The organism is Mesorhizobium sp. M0136, from assembly GCF_040322515.1.
In the GTDB taxonomy this organism is placed as follows: domain Bacteria; phylum Pseudomonadota; class Alphaproteobacteria; order Rhizobiales; family Rhizobiaceae; genus Mesorhizobium.
Map to the genome: position 1 here is coordinate 82,859 of NZ_JAMYTP010000001.1, position 17,838 is coordinate 100,696.

Annotated in this window: 22 protein-coding genes and 2 tRNA genes; 15 read left to right on the plus strand and 9 right to left on the minus strand. The window is 61.4% G+C overall.

All coding sequences use genetic code 11. The annotated features are described in order from the left end of the window. Positions 1–627: 627 nt before the first annotated feature. On the minus strand, positions 628–903 hold the full coding sequence (locus tag NKJ35_RS00400) for a hypothetical protein (RefSeq protein WP_352644252.1): 276 nt from the start codon (positions 901–903) through the stop codon (positions 628–630). 220 nt (positions 904–1,123) lie between these two features. Between NKJ35_RS00400 and NKJ35_RS00405 the strand changes: the two genes are divergently transcribed. The 3 genes from NKJ35_RS00405 (at position 1,124) to NKJ35_RS00415 (ending at position 2,906) form a co-directional block, all read left to right on the plus strand. After that, on the plus strand, positions 1,124–1,507 hold the full coding sequence (locus NKJ35_RS00405; protein WP_352644254.1) for a hypothetical protein: 384 nt from the start codon (positions 1,124–1,126) through the stop codon (positions 1,505–1,507). Positions 1,508–1,790: 283 nt separating this feature from the next. Further along, entirely contained in the window at positions 1,791–2,426 is a 636-nt protein-coding gene (locus NKJ35_RS00410; RefSeq protein ID WP_352644256.1) for a tetratricopeptide repeat protein, read from the plus strand. Positions 2,427–2,744: 318 nt separating this feature from the next. Then, positions 2,745–2,906 carry a hypothetical protein gene (locus tag NKJ35_RS00415; RefSeq protein ID WP_352644257.1) on the plus strand — a complete coding sequence of 54 codons (162 nt, stop codon included), beginning with the start codon at positions 2,745–2,747 and terminating at the stop codon, positions 2,904–2,906. A 144-nt stretch (positions 2,907–3,050) separates the two neighbouring features. Here NKJ35_RS00415 and NKJ35_RS00420 read toward each other — a convergent pair. After that, positions 3,051–3,125, minus strand: a tRNA-Thr gene (locus NKJ35_RS00420). Positions 3,126–3,299: 174 nt separating this feature from the next. On the opposite strand from NKJ35_RS00420, the gene NKJ35_RS00425 reads away from it, so the two are divergent. The 11 genes from NKJ35_RS00425 to NKJ35_RS00475 all read left to right on the plus strand — a co-directional run bounded on the left by NKJ35_RS00425 (position 3,300) and on the right by NKJ35_RS00475 (position 9,985). Beyond that, complete coding sequence (locus tag NKJ35_RS00425; RefSeq protein WP_352475882.1) at positions 3,300–3,500, plus strand: hypothetical protein; 201 nt, start codon at positions 3,300–3,302, stop codon at positions 3,498–3,500. A gap of 158 nt (positions 3,501–3,658) precedes the next feature. Beyond that, a complete protein-coding gene (gene murA / locus NKJ35_RS00430) occupies positions 3,659–4,951 on the plus strand; it encodes a UDP-N-acetylglucosamine 1-carboxyvinyltransferase (RefSeq protein ID WP_352475883.1) in 1,293 nt (430 codons plus the stop codon). 93 nt (positions 4,952–5,044) lie between these two features. Continuing rightward, positions 5,045–5,476, plus strand: a complete 432-nt coding sequence (locus tag NKJ35_RS00435; RefSeq protein ID WP_254820565.1) for a DUF2948 family protein — start codon at positions 5,045–5,047, stop codon at positions 5,474–5,476. Positions 5,477–5,480: 4 nt separating this feature from the next. Continuing rightward, positions 5,481–6,773, plus strand: coding sequence for a histidinol dehydrogenase (gene hisD, locus NKJ35_RS00440; RefSeq protein WP_352644260.1), 1,293 nt, complete (start codon positions 5,481–5,483; stop codon positions 6,771–6,773). 2 nt (positions 6,774–6,775) lie between these two features. Then, positions 6,776–7,261 (plus strand): UPF0262 family protein, encoded by a 486-nt coding sequence (locus NKJ35_RS00445; protein WP_352475885.1) that lies wholly within the window; start codon positions 6,776–6,778, stop codon positions 7,259–7,261. Position 7,262: 1 nt separating this feature from the next. Beyond that, on the plus strand, positions 7,263–7,730 hold the full coding sequence (locus NKJ35_RS00450; protein ID WP_352644560.1) for an arsenate-mycothiol transferase ArsC: 468 nt from the start codon (positions 7,263–7,265) through the stop codon (positions 7,728–7,730). A gap of 89 nt (positions 7,731–7,819) precedes the next feature. Beyond that, positions 7,820–8,038 carry a translation initiation factor IF-1 gene (gene infA, locus NKJ35_RS00455; protein ID WP_006200926.1) on the plus strand — a complete coding sequence of 73 codons (219 nt, stop codon included), beginning with the start codon at positions 7,820–7,822 and terminating at the stop codon, positions 8,036–8,038. 25 nt (positions 8,039–8,063) lie between these two features. After that, positions 8,064–8,693, plus strand: coding sequence for a Maf-like protein (locus NKJ35_RS00460; RefSeq protein ID WP_352644261.1), 630 nt, complete (start codon positions 8,064–8,066; stop codon positions 8,691–8,693). After that, positions 8,690–8,881, plus strand: a complete 192-nt coding sequence (gene yacG / locus NKJ35_RS00465) for a DNA gyrase inhibitor YacG (protein WP_352644262.1) — start codon at positions 8,690–8,692, stop codon at positions 8,879–8,881. The genes NKJ35_RS00460 and yacG overlap by 4 nt, the downstream gene beginning before the upstream one ends. A 319-nt stretch (positions 8,882–9,200) precedes the next feature. Next, a tRNA-Phe gene (locus tag NKJ35_RS00470) sits at positions 9,201–9,276 on the plus strand. A gap of 343 nt (positions 9,277–9,619) precedes the next feature. Then, positions 9,620–9,985 carry a VOC family protein gene (locus tag NKJ35_RS00475; RefSeq protein WP_352644263.1) on the plus strand — a complete coding sequence of 122 codons (366 nt, stop codon included), beginning with the start codon at positions 9,620–9,622 and terminating at the stop codon, positions 9,983–9,985. 76 nt (positions 9,986–10,061) lie between these two features. Here the strand turns inward: NKJ35_RS00475 and NKJ35_RS00480 are convergent, their stop codons facing one another. Beyond that, a complete protein-coding gene (locus NKJ35_RS00480; RefSeq protein ID WP_352644265.1) occupies positions 10,062–10,535 on the minus strand; it encodes a hypothetical protein in 474 nt (157 codons plus the stop codon). A gap of 105 nt (positions 10,536–10,640) precedes the next feature. On the opposite strand from NKJ35_RS00480, the gene NKJ35_RS00485 reads away from it, so the two are divergent. Beyond that, positions 10,641–11,525 carry a sigma-70 family RNA polymerase sigma factor gene (locus tag NKJ35_RS00485; protein WP_352644267.1) on the plus strand — a complete coding sequence of 295 codons (885 nt, stop codon included), beginning with the start codon at positions 10,641–10,643 and terminating at the stop codon, positions 11,523–11,525. Between the two features lie 149 nt (positions 11,526–11,674). On the opposite strand, the gene ggt is transcribed toward NKJ35_RS00485, so the two are convergent. From ggt to NKJ35_RS00515, 6 genes are all read right to left on the minus strand, one after another. Next, entirely contained in the window at positions 11,675–13,267 is a 1,593-nt protein-coding gene (gene ggt, locus NKJ35_RS00490) for a gamma-glutamyltransferase (RefSeq protein WP_352644269.1), read from the minus strand. A 21-nt stretch (positions 13,268–13,288) separates the two neighbouring features. Then, the gene (locus NKJ35_RS00495) at positions 13,289–14,008 is read right to left on the minus strand and encodes an ABC transporter permease (protein ID WP_352644562.1); all 720 of its coding nucleotides are present in this window, start codon (positions 14,006–14,008) and stop codon (positions 13,289–13,291) included. Further along, complete coding sequence (locus tag NKJ35_RS00500) at positions 14,005–14,718, minus strand: ABC transporter permease (RefSeq protein WP_352644271.1); 714 nt, start codon at positions 14,716–14,718, stop codon at positions 14,005–14,007. Before NKJ35_RS00500 ends, NKJ35_RS00495 begins: the two co-directional genes overlap by 4 nt. A 69-nt stretch (positions 14,719–14,787) precedes the next feature. Continuing rightward, positions 14,788–15,633, minus strand: coding sequence for a transporter substrate-binding domain-containing protein (locus NKJ35_RS00505; RefSeq protein WP_254820023.1), 846 nt, complete (start codon positions 15,631–15,633; stop codon positions 14,788–14,790). 83 nt (positions 15,634–15,716) lie between these two features. After that, on the minus strand, positions 15,717–16,424 hold the full coding sequence (locus NKJ35_RS00510) for a GntR family transcriptional regulator (RefSeq protein WP_352644273.1): 708 nt from the start codon (positions 16,422–16,424) through the stop codon (positions 15,717–15,719). A gap of 507 nt (positions 16,425–16,931) precedes the next feature. Next, positions 16,932–17,282, minus strand: coding sequence for a VanZ family protein (locus tag NKJ35_RS00515; RefSeq protein WP_352644275.1), 351 nt, complete (start codon positions 17,280–17,282; stop codon positions 16,932–16,934). Between the last annotated feature and the right edge of the window lie 556 nt (positions 17,283–17,838).

The following is a 17,838-nucleotide window of genomic DNA, read 5'->3' on the forward strand; positions in this document are numbered from 1 at the left end:
ATCGGTCAACAAGCTGAGAATGTCTGCCCTGGGGTCGAACTCGGGTCCTTCAGGGTGTTGGGTTTTGGCCCCAACGCCATCGGATTGGGTTCGCCTGCCCCACAGCCGTCCACTTGCCGCTCGGGGGCGTCGCCACCCCCATGCCAGCGAGCGTTGCCGCGATCTGACTGGGGTTCCGACCGGCCCCTTCAGCGGCCCAATGACGGCCATGAGCTGCTTGGCCTCCACAACGGCCTTGGCCTTGGTCGCCTCAGCCCTCGCCAGGGTCCCGGGCCTCAGACCCCGCATCGAGATTGCGCTGGGTCGCGGTCACCTAAGCCAATGGCAAAGACAACTCCTCGTCGGCATTCACGGTCGTCTGGTGAAGTACGGCCCAAACACGAGAAGCGCACCAGGGTGCGATTGTCCTCGATCGCTTCAGTGTGGTTCGAATGATGCGGGAGTCTGCCCAGGATACTAGCGACCAGTTGACGCTAACAGGTGCATGCTGAATTCGATGGTGCTGCGAGAGAGGATTGAACTCTGGCTTACTTCAATTAAATCAAATGCTTAAGCGCCCAGTTTGTAACATTGTCACGGACCGTAAAGTGACCGGCCAAGCACCTTGCCGGGCGTTGCGCCATAGACCTATTTGGCCTTTTCCTTATGAGGCGTTCGATTCTGTTTATTCGCTCCCAAGGCGTTCCCGATCAAGCCTCCAATAGCCACGACGCCTCCAGCCACCCAGCCCCAAATTGCGACCGCAGTGCCAGCTACTGCCAAACCCATGGCCGGGATGAAAAACACAGCCACGAACCCGATGAGCAGTCCACCTGTGGTCCGGCGCCGTGTCGTGGTGCTCAGTGCCTGTTTCTTTGCGATGGAACTGAGCCGATGCAGGATCGCCGAGTTACGGTCTTTCATTTTGATACCCCACCAGGACTGACTCCGCACGTAGACGACAGTAAGCAGGGTATCGAGGCCTAGCTAAGTGCCCTAAGCGATCTATTTCTTGCCAGAGTTTCACTGGGAGCATCGCGTGCCATGTGGTCTCACCGACGCATTGCGGACGCTTTCCGACTTGTATACCTTCCCTTCGCAAACATCCTAATCACAAAAGGCAACCTGCACCGGTGAAGTTCGGATGACGCGAGGTTTGATTCTTCTTGCATGGATTGTGGTCGGAGCGTGGACTAGTTCGGCATTAGCTCAAGACGCCACCGAGAAAACCTTTCCCCACGACACTACGCTTAGCGATGTAGCTCCCTTGAAGCTTGCAATCCGGAAGCACCTTGCCATCTCGACGGAACCAACAGTGTGGATCGCGATGGCTCGCATGGGAGAAAGTGGGGTTGTCTACCTTTGTGGGCTTACGGATGGTGGCAGCATGTCGACCTCCATTCTCTTCTTTGCGCATAAGACGGATGGGGCTGTCGAAGTCGAAGAAATTGATAGTGACTCCAAAGTCGATGGCAGGGCCAAAAAGCTTTGCGACACTCACGGCTTCCGCACCCCTATCCCCGGCTGAACCTCCGCAACCTTTAAGGACAGCTTCCCATTTCACCCATCTTGGTCATTCCGCATTTATGAGTTTACGACCTAGCCTCTTTTGGAGCGCGGACTCGGGAGCGAGCAAGCCCACACCTCGCGATCAGCTCAATTCAATATTTACCCACCATTTTCTTCGGCGATGCCTTGCGCAGAACCAGAATTTGTTTGGGAGACCAATAACCCGCGATTGTGATCGGAAACCTGCTGATATGATGCTTGAAAGGCGGCCAATCGAACGTTCAGTTCAAGCGGGACAACGGGTGCTCGTCGGTCTTGTTGTGCTGCTTGCGCTCGCTGCCCCTACCTTGGCTGAGGATACTGACGATTGCGGAGGCGCCGCTGCAGGCTCACAGCGGATCGCCGCCTGCACGCGGATCATCGAGGACGGGGCGCGAAGCCCGAAGAGTCGCGCCAATGCTTACCACAACCGGGCGATCGCCTGGGCTGACAGCGGCGACAATGACCTGGCCATGGTGGACTACGACAACGCCATCGCCCTCGATCCGAACGACACCGATGCCTACAACGAGCGCGGACTTCTTTGGCTCGATAAGGGCGAGAACGACAGCGCCATCAGCGACTTCGACCGGGCGATCGAGCTCGATCCGGAAAAAGCCATGGCCATCTATAACCGCGGTCTCGCTTGGGCTCACAAGGGCCACGACACTCGCGCCATCGCCGACTACAGCCACGCCATCGAGCTCGATCCGAAATATCTGGAGGCCTACAACAACCGCGGCTTCGTTTTCAACAGGATGGGCGAATTCGACCGCGCCATCGCCGATTTCGACGAGACGATCAGCCTCAATCCCCAACACCCCTACGCTTACAATAACCGGGCCATTTCATGGGGCGCAAGGGGTGATGCAGAGCGCGCCGTCGCCGATTATAGCTAGGCGATCACACTCGATCCGACCTATGTCAACCCGTATGGAAGCAGGGGAATTTACTATTTCTACGGCCGAGATCCGGCGAAAGCGCAAGCCGATCTTGCCACGGCGGCAGCACTAGCACCCAACAATGCCTATTATGCGATTTGGGCGGATCTGGCGGAGCAGCGCAATAGCGGCGTTAGCAATTTGCGTGAGGCTACCAGTAAGTTGGACATGACCAAATGGCCTGCCCCGCTCGTTCGCATGTTCCTTGGGGAGCAGACGCCCGAATCGGCACTCGCCGAAGCAGACGACCCGGTCCCGAGCAGGAACCGGGGAAATGTGTGTGAGGCCGATTTTTATGCCGCGGAGTTCCACCAACTCAAGGGCCATCCCGACAAGGCCTTGCGACTTTACCGGCTAGCCGTCCGCGACTGCCCCCGCGATTTCATCGAATATGTCGCGGCAAGCAAGGCACTGCGCGCCCTGGGCGTAACTCCATAGGGTGCGCTGCGGGTATTATGTTCCGGGGCTCTGTCGGTGGCAACAAAGTCGGTCGGGTCAGCCGCGTGTCGCCCAGGAACGGCGCCTCCCTGCTGACAAAGACCCACCTTCGCCGTTGGCCTGACGTGTGCTGGGTAGGTGATCTGGTGCTGCGAGAGAGGATTGAACTCTCGACCTCTCCCTTACCAAGGGAGTGCTCTACCACTGAGCTACCGCAGCCGCCGATGGCGGGGCTTCTGCCATATCGAACCGGCAAGCGCAAGGCCAAGACAAGGGGCCCAAACGGGGCCGGGTTGAAAGGCCGCACCAGGCGATCGTTGCGGACATGGCCGTGCCACAATGTTGGCTATCCCTTGATCCGTACCGGCGGGTCGCCGGGCCGGGGACGGAACGATGAACGACAAGGCAGTTTCTCCGAACAAGCCACCGAAGAAGGATGGTTCCGCGAAAAAGGCAGGAACTGGCCGCAAGGACCGGCTGGCCGAGCAGTTGCGCGCCAATCTGCAGAAGCGCAAGGCGCAATTGCGCTCACGAAGGACCGGCGACGCCGACCAGCGGCCGGACGGGCTGCAGGCGGCGATGAAAAAAGATTAACGCGAATCGGCTATGTTGGTCGCCGGTACTTTGGCCAAATCAGCGTGGGCCAAAGTGGGGAATAGCCTGTTTCTTGAACCAAGCCGGCCAATGGTCTAGATGGGCGGCAACAGACTCAACCGATTTAAACCGGCCTTATAGCCGAGGGGACGCTCTTCATGGATCGCATCAGAATTGTCGGCGGCAACAAGCTTGCCGGAAGCATCCCGATCTCGGGCGCGAAAAACGCCGCGCTGCCGCTGATGATCGCTTCGCTTTTGACCGACGACACGCTGACGCTGGAAAACGTGCCGCATCTGGCCGATGTCGAACAGCTCATCCGCATCCTCGGCAATCACGGCGTCGACTACTCGGTCAATGGCCGCCGCGAAAAGCAGCAGGAAGGCTATTCGCGCACCATCACTTTCTCCGCCCGCAACATTGTCGACACGACGGCGCCTTACGAGCTGGTGTCGAAGATGCGGGCCTCGTTCTGGGTGATCGGGCCGCTGCTGGCCCGCATGGGCGAAGCCAAGGTGTCGCTGCCCGGCGGCTGCGCCATCGGCACGCGCCCAGTCGACCTCTTCCTCGAAGGCCTGCAGGCGCTGGGCGCCGATATCGACGTCGACACCGGCTACGTCATCGCCAAAACCAGGAACGGCCGGCTTGTCGGCAACCGTTATGTGTTCCCGAAAGTCTCGGTTGGCGCCACCCATGTGCTGATGATGGCGGCCTCGCTGGCCAAGGGCGAGACGGTGCTCGAAAATGCCGCCCGCGAGCCGGAGATCGTCAACCTCGCCGAATGCCTCAACGCCATGGGCGCGAAGATCTCGGGCGCCGGCACGGCGACCATCACCATCGACGGCGTCGAGGCGCTGTCGGGCGCCCGCGTCAGGGTGATCCCCGACCGTATCGAGACCGGCACCTATGCGATGGCGGTGGCGATGACCGGCGGCGACGTCGTGCTGGAAGGCGCGCGGCCCGACCTGTTGCAGACGGTGCTGGACATCATTTCGCAGACCGGCGCCGAGATCACGCAGACCAATTCCGGCATCCGCGTCAGGCGCAATGGCGCCGGCATTTCACCGGTTGACGTGACGACGGCGCCCTTCCCGGCTTTCCCGACCGATCTGCAGGCGCAGTTCATGGGCCTGATGACGATGGCCAAGGGCAAGTCGCGCATCACCGAGACGATCTTCGAAAACCGCTTCATGCACGTCCAGGAACTCGCCCGGCTCGGCGCCCACATCACGCTGTCCGGCCAGACCGCGATCGTCGACGGGGTGGCGAAGCTGAAGGGCGCGCCGGTCATGGCGACCGATCTTCGCGCCTCGGTGTCGCTGGTCATCGCCGGCCTCGCCGCCGAAGGCGAAACCACGGTCAACCGCGTCTACCATCTCGACCGCGGCTTCGAGCGGCTGGAGGAAAAGCTGTCCGGCTGCGGCGCGGAGATCGAACGCATTTCGGGCTAGAGCCTTTCCGCAGGGCTTGTGGCGCGGTTGCACGGACCGGAAAGACCGCCTAACAGAAGGCTGAATAGTCCAACCTTCAGGTGTGAAATCCGCATGGCCCTCAAGCTTGTCGCGCTCGACGATCAGGATCTGAGCATCATCTCGGCGCATGTCCAGGATGCCGTCATGAAGGTCAGCGATCTTGAATACCTGCCTTCGGTAAAGCGCTTCGTGCTGACCATGAATCGCTTCGTCTGGGAGGCCAAATCCGGCTTCTTTCGCCAGCACAATGAGCGGCGGCAGGCTGTGCTGCATTTCGACCGGGTGCTCGGCGCCAAGACCAGCGGCATTGCCCGCGACAAGCCCGACGAAGTGCTGTCGCTGCTGGCGATCAGCTTTCTCGCGCTCGACAAGCCGGCCGGCATCGTCGAGCTGATCTTTTCGGGCGGCGGCGCGATCATGCTCGATGTCGAATGCATCGAGGCGCGGCTTGCCGATGTCGGCGGCGCCTGGGAAGCGACGTCGCGCCCGGCCCACAGGGTTTGAGCCGATGGCCATCACGCTTCGCCAGTCCGACGCCGATTTCGAGCAGCGCTTTGCCGCGTTCCTGCTGACCAAGCGGGAAGTCTCGGCCGATGTCGACGCCGTGGTGCGTGAGATCATCGCCAAGGTGCGCGCCGAGGGCGACGCCGCGCTGGTCGCGTACACGCAGAAATTCGGCGGCGGCGACCTGGCCGAGCTCGGCATCGCCGTCTCCAGGAACGACATTGCCAAGGCTTACGATGCAGCCGATCCGCAAACGGTCGAGGCGCTGAAATTCGCCCGCGAGCGCATCCGCGCCCATCACCAGCGGCAGCTGCCGCAGGACGACCGCTACACCGATGCCGCCGGCGTCGAGCTCGGCTCGCGCTGGACGGCGATCGAGGCCGTGGGGCTCTATGTGCCGGGCGGCACGGCGAGCTATCCGAGCTCGGTGCTGATGAACGCGGTGCCGGCCAAGGTCGCCGGCGTCGAGCGCATCGCCATGGTGGTGCCGGCCTCCGGCGGCGACGTGCCGCCGCTGGTTCTGGTGGCGGCGGACCTTGCCGGCGTCTCAGAAATCTACCGCGTCGGTGGCGCCCAGGCGATCGCCGCCCTTGCCTTTGGCACCGAAACGATAAAGCCTGTCGCCAAGATCGTCGGCCCCGGCAATGCCTATGTCGCGGCGGCCAAGCGCCAGGTGTTCGGAACGGTCGGCATCGACATGATCGCCGGGCCTTCGGAAGTGCTGGTTGTGGCGGACGGCAGCAACGATCCGGACTGGATCGCCGCCGACCTGCTCGCCCAGGCCGAGCACGACGTATCGTCGCAGGCGATCCTGATCACCGACGATTCTGCCTTTGGCGAGGCGGTCGAACAGGCGGTGGAGCGGCAGTTGCAGAACCTGCCGCGCGGAGAAACGGCGGCGGCGAGCTGGCGCGATTTCGGCGCGGTGATCCTGGTGCCGACGATCGAGGCGGCACTGCCGCTGGTCGACCGCATCGCCGCCGAACATGTCGAGCTTGCTATCGACGACCCCGAAGCCTTCCTTGCGCGAATGCGCAATGCCGGTGCGGTGTTTCTTGGCCGCCACACACCGGAGGCCATCGGCGACTATGTCGCCGGCTCCAACCACGTGCTGCCGACAGCGCGCTCGGCGCGCTTCTCGTCCGGACTTTCGGTGCTCGATTTCGTCAAGCGCACTTCGGTCCTGAAGCTCGGGCCGGAGCAGTTGCGGGCGCTGGCGCCGGCGGCGATTACGCTCGCCAAGGCGGAAGGCCTCGATGCGCATGGACGCTCCGTCGGCATCCGGCTGAACATGTAGACATGTCCGACTACGACCAAACCCGCGCCAGGCTGATCGATGTCGAGCTCGACGAGACGATCGGCCGCTCGACGCCCGATGTCGAGCATGAGCGGGCGGTGGCGATCTTCGACCTGATCGAGGAGAACCGTTTTCAACCGGTCAATGACGATGGCGCCGGGCCGTACCGACTAAAACTGTCGCTGGCCCAATCCCGGCTGGTTTTCGCCGTGACGCGCGAGGACGGCGCAGCCGTGGTCACCCACATCCTGTCGCTGACGCCGCTCAGGCGCATCGTCAAGGATTACTACATGATCTGCGAAAGCTATTATGATGCCATCCGAACCGCGACGCCCAGCCATATCGAGGCGATCGACATGGGCCGGCGCGGCCTGCACAATGAAGGCTCGCAAACGCTGATGGACCGGCTTGCCGGCAAGATCGAGATTGACTTCGACACGGCGCGCCGGCTGTTCACGCTGGTTTGCGTGCTGCACTGGCGAGGCTGAACTGGCCGCCCCGGTGCCCCGCCCGATCCTGCCCCGCTCGATCCTGTTTGTCTGCGGCATGAACGCAGTGCGCTCGCCGATGGCCGAATTGCTGGCACGCAAGGTGCTCCCGCCCACCACCTTCGTCGCCTCGGCCGGGGTGCGCGGCGGGGAACGCGATCCGTTCGTCGATGCCGTGCTGGCCGAAGAGGGCCTTTCACTGGGCGAACGGCACCCGAGAACGATGGACGACCTCGAGGACGATTATTTCGACCTGATCGTGACGCTGGCGCCGGAGGCCCACCACACCGCGCTCGAGCTCACCCGTTCGCTGGCCGTCGAAGTCGAATATTGGCCGATGCCCGACCCGACCGGCGTCAGCGGCACGCGCGAGCAGATCATGGCTGCCTATCGCGACGTGCGCGAGCGGCTGAAGGCGCGGATCGGCCGCCGTTTTCTCGGCAACGGGGCTGAAAACGCCGCGGATTAAGCATGTTCACAAGCGGACGTTTATCATATAGGTTCCGCGCAACTTTCCGGCCGGGGCGCTGGAAGTACCCATCCAAGCAAAGGTATCGAATGCCGAAGGAAGAAGTCCTCGAGTTTCCAGGTGTCGTCACGGAACTGCTGCCCAACGCGATGTTCAGGGTCAAGCTCGAAAACGAACATGAAATCATCGCCCATACGGCCGGCCGCATGCGCAAGAACCGCATCCGCGTTCTGACCGGCGACAAGGTCCTGGTCGAGATGACGCCCTACGACCTGACCAAGGGCCGCATCACCTACCGCTTCAAGTAAGTTCAAGGACCCGGCCGGGATCGCGATGGGCATTTTGCAGAAGCTCGTGCTTGCCTCGGGTTCGCCACGCCGGATCGAGCTGCTGCAGCAGGCCGGCATCGAGCCGGACCGCGTGCTGCCGGCCGATGTCGACGAGACGCCGCTGCGTGCCGAGCATCCGCGCTCGCTGGCCAAGCGGTTGGCGACGCAGAAGGCCGAGAAGGCGCTGGCCTCGCTGAAGACCGAGACCGACTACGTGCCGACATTCGTGCTGGCCGCCGACACCGTGGTCGCCGTCGGGCGGCGCATCCTGCCCAAGGCCGAGACGTTCGACGACGCCGCCAACTGCCTCGGGCTTTTGTCCGGCCGTTCGCACCGCGTCTATTCCGGCATCTGCCTGATCACGCCAAGCGGCAAGCAGCGCTTGCGGCTGGTCGAGACCAGGGTGCGCTTCAAGCGACTGCCGCGCGAGGAGATCGAGGCCTACATCGCGTCGGGAGAATGGCGCGGCAAGGCCGGCGGCTATGCCGTCCAGGGGCTTGCCGGCGCCTTCGTCGTCAAGCTTGTCGGCTCCTATACCAACGTCGTCGGCCTGCCGCTCTACGAGACGGTGGCGCTGCTCAGCGGCGAAGGCTTCAAGGTGCACGCCAACTGGCTGTCGGGTGCACGGATATGACCCCGGACGACAAGGTCACGCCGTTGCGGCCCAAGCGGCCCTGCCCCGAATGCGGCAAGCCATCGGCGCGCGAAACCTACCCGTTCTGCTCGACGCGCTGCAAGGACATCGACCTCAACCGCTGGCTGAAGGGGGTCTACGTCATCCCGGGCCGCGACGACGAGGATGAGAATGACGACCAGAAATAGCCCCGTCCACCTGCGGTTTTCCACAGGCTTGGGACGGTTTCGCAGCCGCGATCGTGACCGATGATCGGCCTTGCGGACTGCCTGTCGCTTCCCGACTGAAATCACTGTCCAGAACCTGTTCCGTCCGGGTAGTGTCGGACGGAACAGGTTCTGGCGTTTTGTCTGAGCATGATCTTTTCCGAAAACCGGATTCCACTTTTCGGGATCATGCTCTAAGCGCTGGACAGGCCGGATTCCCGTGCTATAACCCACGCGCTTTCAAGGGGTGCCGACGGCGCTTTCATGAACCCGGTGTGCAGATTGCCGCCCACTGGGGCAGGCCCAGATAGCTCAGTTGGTAGAGCAGCGGACTGAAAATCCGCGTGTCGGTGGTTCGAATCCGCCTCTGGGCACCATCCACCTCCGGTCCATTCTGGACACATAGGTTACGGTTTATACCGGAGACATAGGTAACACTTTTGGCCCGAAAGGGTTTTGGAGTGGTTCGAGCCTACATGTCTCATCGTCGAAATAGCCCAGATCATGTCCACGAAGCTGACCAGCCAGATATGGTCCTCGCCCTGTTTGGTGCCCGACGGTCTGGCCGGCGAAGACCTGGCTGAGGTTGATCTTTTTGTCCAAAACCTCATCCGACTTTGAGCGGCCATCCAGAGGGCCCGCTGCTGCACTCAGCTCCACCGACTGGGAAACCTTTGCCGAAGTTGACTGTTGTAGCTCCAAGACAGAGGAGAAGGTTGAATGGCTTCCGTGCGATACATCGTTGCGGACGTCGATGAGGCGGCCGCATTCTATCGAGACTATCTCGATTTCAAGATCGAAATGCACAATCCGGGCAAGTTCGCCGCGCTGCTGCGTGACGACTTGACGCTGTATCTCAGCGCCCCAGGTGCGGGGAGCGGTGGTCAGGCGGGCGGCGTTCCGAAGCCGGGCGGGTGGAACCGATTTATGATCGTTACGAAGGGACTCGATGTGCTCATTGAGCGGTTGCGCCGGGCTGATGCAAGATTCCGCGGCGACATCAGCGACGGCGGTGCCGGTCGCGCCATCTTGCTCGAAGATCCATCGGGCAACGTCATCGAGCTATTCGAGTTCAAGAAGGACTGAGCTTGAACAAATAGCCGGTGGTTGAGGGAATACGAATTCCCGCGATCAATGTGGATTGCCGCGCGTTTGCGAGTTGTTACTCCATAGTTCGACTCAGAACCACGCAGAGGAGCGCGAGCCCGAGCACGACCGTTGTCACGACGTTGACCCTTTCGGCTTTGGCGATTGCTGTCGCCACGTCGCTGCCCTGGTCTCCTGTTGCAGAGCCCCGGATGTTCCCGACCAGGTGGACCCACTTCCTCTCGGCGATCCGATTGGCCGATGCACCGAGAAACAGCGCCAGTATTGCCAAGCCTACGCTCAGCGTTGTCCACACGCCGCGGGCACCGGCCACGTACATCCACATGCCGGTCGCAACCGTCAGAAAGGCCAAGACGGCATAGAAGGGGCCGGTGCCGTAGCGCCGCGCGAGCGTCTGCAGGAATCCGACGCCGGACGGCCCCGCTTGAACGACGGCGGGGCCTATGACCACCACATAAAACACGGCTGCGCCGAACCAAGTCCCGAGCAAGGCAACAAAGATCGGAATCAGTGGGTTGATCGGTTCCATGATGATATCTCCTTTGTCTCCCCAGGCCGTTGAAAGGGGAGTTGTCACATCGGATGAGCCTCCTCCGTCATCACTGTGACGGACAGCGATGGGAAAATGTGACAGATGGAACCGGATGAATGGCTGGCAGAGCGCTTCGAAGCTGACCGCACGCGTCTGCGGAAGGTCGCATACCGCCTGCTCGGTTCATCGACAGAGGCCGACGATGCAGTGCAAGAAGCGTGGCTGCGCCTCAGCCGCTCAGATGCCCGAAGCGTCGACAATCTTACCGCTTGGCTCACTACTGTCGTTGCGCGCGTCTGCCTTGACATGCTGCGGGCGCGCAAATCACGCGCGGAGACTCTGCAGGCGCTCTCCGCGTGGGGCGCGGATTCGGGAGACGCCGCGGACCTCGACATGGAATTAGCGATTGCCGATTCGGTCGGCCTTGCGTTGAGTGTCGTACTCGAAAAGCTTGCTCCTGCCGAACGTGTCGCCTTTGTGCTGCACGACGTCTTTGATGTGCCCTTCGAAGAGATTGCCCCTATCGTCGGCCGCACCCCGGTCATGGCGCGGCAACTGGCAAGCCGAGCTCGTCGTCGCATACGGGGTCAGCCCACTGTTTCCGCTGCTGAACTGGACAGGCGACGGCGGCTTGTGGATGAGTTTCTTAACGCAGTTCGTTCCGGTAACATTGATGCGATCGTGGCCCTCCTCGACCCGGACGTCGTTATCCGTGTTGATTCGTCTGCGGCTCCTGTCGGAAGAGCGGTGGAAGCACATGGGTCCACAACAGTTGCGAGGGGGGCTCTTGCCTTCGCGGCACGTACGCAATTCGCGACGCCAATGCTTCTGAACGGGGCGCCAGGGATTGTTGTGGCGCCGACCGGACGTGCGCGATATGCACTGACGATAGACGCGGCAGGGGAGAAAATCCGAGCCATCGAAGTGATCGGCGATCCCGCTCGCCTGAGTCAGATCGATTTTGCCACGCTCAATTCACCAGATTAGCACAAGTCGCGACTTATGATTTGTCGCTACATCCAGCTGCCTGCCGTTGTCGATGGCGTGCGAGAATTATCTGGACCATGGCGCCAGCGACGCCGGTCAAATGTCGATGAAAACGTCTTCGGCATCTCGGATCCCGCTCTGGCCACAACCTACAGACCGAGGGCGCAGCCGTCCTTGCGCGGTTCAGAACCGCCCAGCAGGGTCCCGTTTGCCCAATCGATGCGAATGGCCTGCGCACCGCCGATCGGGTCTGTGGCAGGAATGATTTCGAAACCGCGTCGGCTAAGTTCAGCTAGGGTTTCGCCAGCGAGCCCGTGTTCGGCCTGGACCTTCATCGTGCCGGTGACGGGGGCGATCCGCGGCAGATCGATCGCCTCCTGCAGATCCATCCCGAAGTCGAGCACTTTCGTCAGCAGGTGCGCATGGCCCATTGCCTGGTAGTAGCCACCCATGACGCCGAAAGGCATTTCTGCCCGGCCGCCTCTCGCAAGCATCCCGGGTATGATGGTATGCAAAGGTCGCTTGTTCGGCGCCACTGCATTAGGGTGCCTGGGGTCAAGCGAAAAGCTTTGCCCGCGATTGTGCAAGACGACACCGGAGCGTGGCGAGACCAGGCCCGAGCCAAAGCTGTCGAAGACCGAGTTGATGAAACTGACCGCATTGCGATCCTTGTCGACAACCGCAACATAGACCGTGTCGCTGTGCAGCGGCATATCGAACGCCGGCAGATCCGCGCGGGCGCGCTTTAGGTCAATCATGCCGGCCAGACGATCGGCCCAGGCATTCGACAACATGTCGGCCACCGGGACCTCGGACATGTCGGGATCGGCGACGAGCAGGTCACGCGCGGCGTAAGCGAGGCGCGTTGCTTCAATTTCCAGGTGAAGCCGGTCCGCGGATTGCGGATCGCCGTGGGCTTCGAAGCGCGAGAGGATGTTTAGAATCAGCAGGGCGATCACACCCTGGCCATTCGGCGGACATTCGAACACATCGCAGCCTCGAAACGCCGCGCTGATCGGGGTCACGTACTCGCCTGTTGCCGCGGCGAAATCTTCGAGTGTGTGCAATCCGCCGAGCCCACGAAGATAGGCGACCATGTCTTCGGCCACAGGGCCAGTGTAGAAGGCCTCTCGTCCCTTCTTGGCGATCAGCCGCAGCGTTGCAGCCAACTCAGGCTGGCGATGCACTTCGCCAACGTCTGGCGCGCGGCCGTTTGGCAGGAAAATCCGTTTCGCCGTAACATCAGAGGCCAGAAGTTCTTCTTCCAACGCCCAATCACGATGGACCCGCGGTGAAATGGCGTAGCCTTCCTCGGCGAAACGTATAGCGGGGGCCAGGATTTGATCGAAGGGCATATGTCCATGATCAGCGTGCAATCTGGTCCATGCATCGATGGCTCCCGGGATGGTGACGGAGCCAGGAGAATTGCGGACCACCTCGGCCATGCCACGTTCGAGGAACCAGTCAATTGTCAGGGCGGCGGGTGTCCTGCCCGATCCGTTGTAGGCGATGACCTCGCCGGATCCGTTTCGCGACAGAAGAGCGAAGCAGTCGCCTCCAATGCCGGTCGAGGCTGGCTCGACGACACATTGCACGGCGCAGGCTGCGATGGCGGCATCCATGGCGTTGCCGCCGGCCGCCATGATCTCCACCGCCGTCAGGGTCGCCGACGGATGAGAGGTGGCGGCCATGGCCTCGCGTGAAACGACAACCGAGCGCGTTGGTTTCTCAAAATTTCGCATGCTATGCCCTTCTGGTCGTGCTCAAGAGGCGGCGTCGCTCATCGTCGAGGGGCGGTGCCGCAGATGCCGCGACATCCAGTATTCGAGTGCCGCCAAGGCACGGATGATCGCGAAGTTCAAAGTGAGATAAATGGCGCCCGCGCAGATGAAGACTTCAAAGGCGCGGTAGGTCTGGGAGATCAATCCCTGGGCAATTCCAGTCACCTCCATCAAGGTTACGATGGAAGCCAGAGACGTGCCCTTGATCATCAGGATGATTTCATTGCCGTAACTCGGCAGCGCCTGGCGAAAGGCCAGCGGCAGGATAACGTGCCGATAGGTCAAACAGGTGGACAGGCCGACAGACCGGGCCGCTTCGACAAGGCCGTGTGGCACCGATTGAATCGCGCCGCGCAGGATTTCGCTGCCATAGGCGGTGGTGTTGAGTGTCAGCGCGATGATTGCGCACCAGGAGGGTTCGCGGAAAACGGCCCATAATCCAATTGCCGACAGTTGGTGCCGGAACTGACCAAGGCCATAATAGGTCAGAAAAATCTGCACCAGCAGGGGCGTCCCCCTGAACACGGCAACGAAGCCACGGATCGGCAGGACGACGAAGGGCGATTCCGATTGCTGGGCAAGCGCCAATGTGACGGCAAGAACGAAGCCGGCAACGATGGAAGTCAGGGCCAGTTCCATCGTAAGCGGCAGGCCGGCGAGTAGTTTCGGCAGGATTTCGAGGAAAAACCTGAAATCTATCATGCCGACCGGACGCGCCACGGCGCCTTTCGTTCCAGCCGGTAAAAGGCATTGCCCGTGACGGAAGCGATAGCCAGATAGAGCAAGGCTGCAGCAATGTAGAAGATGAACGGTTCACGGGTCGAACCTGCGGCGATCTGTGCCTGGCGCATCAGTTCAACGAGGCCGATTACCGATATCAGCGACGAGTCCTTCAGAACCAATTGCCACACATTGCCGAGGCCTGGCAGCGCGTATCTCAGGAGCTGGGGAAAAATAATCTGGCGCAGCCGCTGCAGCCGGTTGAGACCAAGCGCGCAAGCGGCATCGTGCTGTCCCTGGTCGATGGCGACGTAAGCCCCTCGATAGACCTCGGCTTGATAGGCGCCCGAGATGATTGCGATAGCCAAGGTTCCAGTGGCAAAGGCCGGAACGCCAACGAATCCGGACCCGCCCAGGCTATGACCAAGCGAGGTCAGGGCGACACTACCTCCATAGTAAAGCAGATAAATGGTCAGAAGGTCGGGCACGCCCCTGAAAACCGTGCAATAGCCAAGGGCCAAGAACCTTAGCAGTTGGGAGTTGTGGAGACGCCCGGCCGCTGCCAGCCCGCCAAATACAGCGCCAAGCGCAAAGCCCAGCACAGACAGGAGCACTGTGACCGAGGCCGCCATGAGAAGAGCAGCCCCCCAACCTCCGTTCTGGAAACCAAGCAGCCGGAATGCGTCAACCATTAATACCCCCGGCAGGACGAACGGCTCAGCTCCGAAACGGGTCAGGAATGGCCGTTCGCCGGCAAGCGCCTACTTGACTGGAGTGACGTCGCTCTTGAGCCATTTAAGCGACAGGGTTTTGATCGTGCCGTCGGCGGTCGCGGCGTCGATGGCGCCGTTGAGCATGTCTTTCAGCTTGGTGTCCTCTTTGCGGATACCGGCCCCGGAGCCAAGACCGAAGAGACCCCCGACAAATCCTGGTCCTGCAAGCGTATAGTCGCTGAACTCCGGTTTGCTCAGCGTGGCAGCCAGCGCTGTCTGCTGTGCGAAGAGCGCGTCGATGCGACCCGCGGCGAGATCGAGATCGTGTTGCTCGGTGGTCTTGTATTCGCGAATCTCGGCGACGTCCGAGAAGTATTTTTTCACAAATTCGAGGTTTGCCGTCGCAGCCTGAACTCCAATGATCTTTCCCTTCAGCAATGGCTTGAGCCTGTCGATTGCCGCCTGCGCAGAGGCTTCATTGTCCAGCTTGAACCGCTCGTTGGAAATGCCGAGCTTGCCCAGTTCGCTATCCTTGGCGACCGCGAAACCTGAGGGATCCACGGCATATGGCTGGGTAAAATCGATGACCTTCAGACGTTTTTCAGTGATGAACATGCTCGCCATGATCACGTCGAACTTGCCGACGGTCAGCGCGGGGATCATGCCGTCCCAGTCCTGTGCGACGATCTTGCACTCGATCTTCATTCGCCCGCACAGATCATTGGCCAGATCGACCTCGAAGCCGTCCAGTTTGCCGTCGGCCGTTGTGAAGTTCCAAGGCGCGTAGGCTCCTTCGGTGGCAATGGTAATTGCCTTTGGCGTTTCTTGTGCGACAGCGGCCTGGACCAGGCCGAACAGGACCGACGCAATGGCTGCGATGCGGCTAATTTTCATGTCAATCTCCTCTTTTGCCGGTATGGCAGTTCCCTTCCGTCGTGCCGGATTATCTTCCGGCTTCAACGATTTAGATGGTATTCCTAGCGGCGGCCGGGACTTGCAAAGTTAGCCAGAAGCGGCGCTGTCTCGACGATATGATCCCGCATGACGATCTCTGCTTTGCCGGCATCACCTGACCGCAACACCTCGATCAGGATCTCGTGCTCGGCGCGCGCGCTGGCGGGTTTGTCGACATAGTCGAACCAGATGCGCAGGTAGGGCTCGATCACGACGTGCAGGCTGGCAATCTGCCGGACCAGCTTGGGTCTGTTGCTCAATTGGCAAATCTGCAGATGGAAGGCCTGATGGCGCACGACCCAGTCGCTGCTGCCGGTCTGGCTGGCGCGCTCCATCCGGTCGAGCTGGCGTTCCAGTTCTTCAAGCACTTCGGCATCGATGTGCGGCATGGCAAGCCTCACCGCCAGCCCTTCGAGCACCGAGCGTATTTCAAAGGTTTCGTAGATCTCATCGAGGGTAAGCCCGGCGACGATGCAGCCACGGTTCGGGCGAATGACCACAAGACCTTCCGCGGCCAGTTGGCGGAATGCTTCGCGAACCGGCATGCGGCTCATGCCGATTTCCGTCGCGATCTCTTCCGGGATCAGCCGGTCCCCGGCCCGGTAACGCCCCATCCTCAGGGCCCGCTGAATGTGGCGATAAGCCTCCTCCTCGGCGGTCGTGATACCCAACGGCTCGATTGCGTCTGCTGCCACGTCCTTGGTCCGGTCAAAGCGTATCTGTGTATCCACTTATCCAGTTGCCAAGACCTGTGTCAAGCACAGAAGCTTGTGCAGTTAGAATTTCTGTTGTGAGAATAAGCACTTGATCGGGGAAATCGGGCAAGCGGACCGTGGTCAGCTAAGCCGCTGATCGGCCGCTTTTCGACGCCCACGCGTCGGAAACCTTCAACGCCACCGAACTTTACAAAAAGGCCCGCCGCTCCATTTGCGAAGCGGCGAGGCCCCATATTCGGGGACGATCGCCGGAGTGTTCCCCGGCATTGCTTCCAGTGCAATTCAGGTGCCAGAATCATTGACCCAAAACGGGTCACCGCACCGGAGGCGCGAGCGCGGACCTTCCGCGATCACGCTACTGCCGCGCATTGCCATTCCTGCTACGTTACTTTGCGGCGGATCTGATTTTTCCGCCTGGCCGGCGCTCGATCAGGCAACTTACCCCAACGCGCCCCCCAGTGGCGCCGGCCATTTTCACAACCTTGAAGCGCGGGTGCGCCAGCGCCGTTAGGCTCTCAGCACCTATGGCAATCCGCCAGCGAGCCGCTTTGTCCAGCCTGCAACCATCAGCCCACACGCAATTCCCACGCAGTCGGCAACCCAGTCGAACAGATCCGGGTCGCGCCCTATCAGTTGCACGGCCTGAAGCCCCTCGATCGCTGCGCCCGTGATAACGAGCAGTACGATCAGCTTCGCCTTGCGTTCCGGCCAGCCGAGACTTCCGAGAGCCGCCAGGACGACGAAGGCGGCGGCGTGATTGAGCTTGTCGTGATCAAACGTGAAAGCCAGGCCAAGACCCAGCAGGAGCTGCTCCGGCAAAAGGGCGAACAGCAGAACGCCGGCAAACGCGGCCGGAAAGGCAATCCTTGCCACGATCTGATAGGAATCCAGGCGCAACAAGGATAAAATGGCCTTTCGTCCGAAATCTGCGGGGGAACACCACCGGCCAGAGCGAGCGCGGCGTCCAATTTCCGCCGTCCGGGCGTCCGGTGCATCGTCAGAATGAATGAATGCCTCGGGTCAGCCGCTGCACAGGCCGGGCTCGTGGCGAGTGCAATAGGCCAGCGGTAGCTTCCGCGATCACGCAATTCCCTGCCGCGCTGACCCGGCTACTATCTGGCTGCGGCGGACCTGATTTCCGCTTGGCCGGCGCTGCGTCGGGGCACCTTACCCATGCCACACGAATCGGCGCCGGCCAGAATTCCACCGATTGCGCAAAGGGGTTAAAAGCCCGCCGCCCTGTCGGACGACGGGCTCCGTTGCCTGGGCGCCAGGGCGCCGCGGTAGCGACCGATGGTACGAATGCTCCCGCAGGTCTCCAATATGCTGCTGCCGAACGGCGTTGCGCATCGGCTAAACAAACGAAGCCCGCGCCTCTGGCGGAGGGCGCGGGCCGACCGGGTTTGCACCCGATCTGCAGCAGAAACCC

What these genes read in the sequence shown, in the direction of transcription:
- yacG (WP_352644262.1), top strand. Translation starts at nt 8,690, where the DNA reads ATGACCCCGGACGACAAGGTCACGCCGTTGCGGCCCAAGCGGCCCTGC.
- NKJ35_RS00480 (WP_352644265.1), bottom strand. Translation starts at nt 10,535, where the DNA reads ATGGAACCGATCAACCCACTGATTCCGATCTTTGTTGCCTTGCTCGGG.
- hisD (WP_352644260.1), top strand. Translation starts at nt 5,481, where the DNA reads ATGGCCATCACGCTTCGCCAGTCCGACGCCGATTTCGAGCAGCGCTTT.
- NKJ35_RS00500 (WP_352644271.1), bottom strand. Translation starts at nt 14,718, where the DNA reads ATGGTTGACGCATTCCGGCTGCTTGGTTTCCAGAACGGAGGTTGGGGG.
- NKJ35_RS00505 (WP_254820023.1), bottom strand. Translation starts at nt 15,633, where the DNA reads ATGAAAATTAGCCGCATCGCAGCCATTGCGTCGGTCCTGTTCGGCCTG.
- ggt (WP_352644269.1), bottom strand. Translation starts at nt 13,267, where the DNA reads ATGCGAAATTTTGAGAAACCAACGCGCTCGGTTGTCGTTTCACGCGAG.
- NKJ35_RS00460 (WP_352644261.1), top strand. Translation starts at nt 8,064, where the DNA reads ATGGGCATTTTGCAGAAGCTCGTGCTTGCCTCGGGTTCGCCACGCCGG.
- NKJ35_RS00435 (WP_254820565.1), top strand. Translation starts at nt 5,045, where the DNA reads ATGGCCCTCAAGCTTGTCGCGCTCGACGATCAGGATCTGAGCATCATC.
- NKJ35_RS00405 (WP_352644254.1), top strand. Translation starts at nt 1,124, where the DNA reads ATGACGCGAGGTTTGATTCTTCTTGCATGGATTGTGGTCGGAGCGTGG.
- NKJ35_RS00400 (WP_352644252.1), bottom strand. Translation starts at nt 903, where the DNA reads ATGAAAGACCGTAACTCGGCGATCCTGCATCGGCTCAGTTCCATCGCA.
- NKJ35_RS00495 (WP_352644562.1), bottom strand. Translation starts at nt 14,008, where the DNA reads ATGATAGATTTCAGGTTTTTCCTCGAAATCCTGCCGAAACTACTCGCC.
- NKJ35_RS00425 (WP_352475882.1), top strand. Translation starts at nt 3,300, where the DNA reads ATGAACGACAAGGCAGTTTCTCCGAACAAGCCACCGAAGAAGGATGGT.
- infA (WP_006200926.1), top strand. Translation starts at nt 7,820, where the DNA reads ATGCCGAAGGAAGAAGTCCTCGAGTTTCCAGGTGTCGTCACGGAACTG.
- murA (WP_352475883.1), top strand. Translation starts at nt 3,659, where the DNA reads ATGGATCGCATCAGAATTGTCGGCGGCAACAAGCTTGCCGGAAGCATC.
- NKJ35_RS00485 (WP_352644267.1), top strand. Translation starts at nt 10,641, where the DNA reads ATGGAACCGGATGAATGGCTGGCAGAGCGCTTCGAAGCTGACCGCACG.
- NKJ35_RS00475 (WP_352644263.1), top strand. Translation starts at nt 9,620, where the DNA reads ATGGCTTCCGTGCGATACATCGTTGCGGACGTCGATGAGGCGGCCGCA.
- NKJ35_RS00445 (WP_352475885.1), top strand. Translation starts at nt 6,776, where the DNA reads ATGTCCGACTACGACCAAACCCGCGCCAGGCTGATCGATGTCGAGCTC.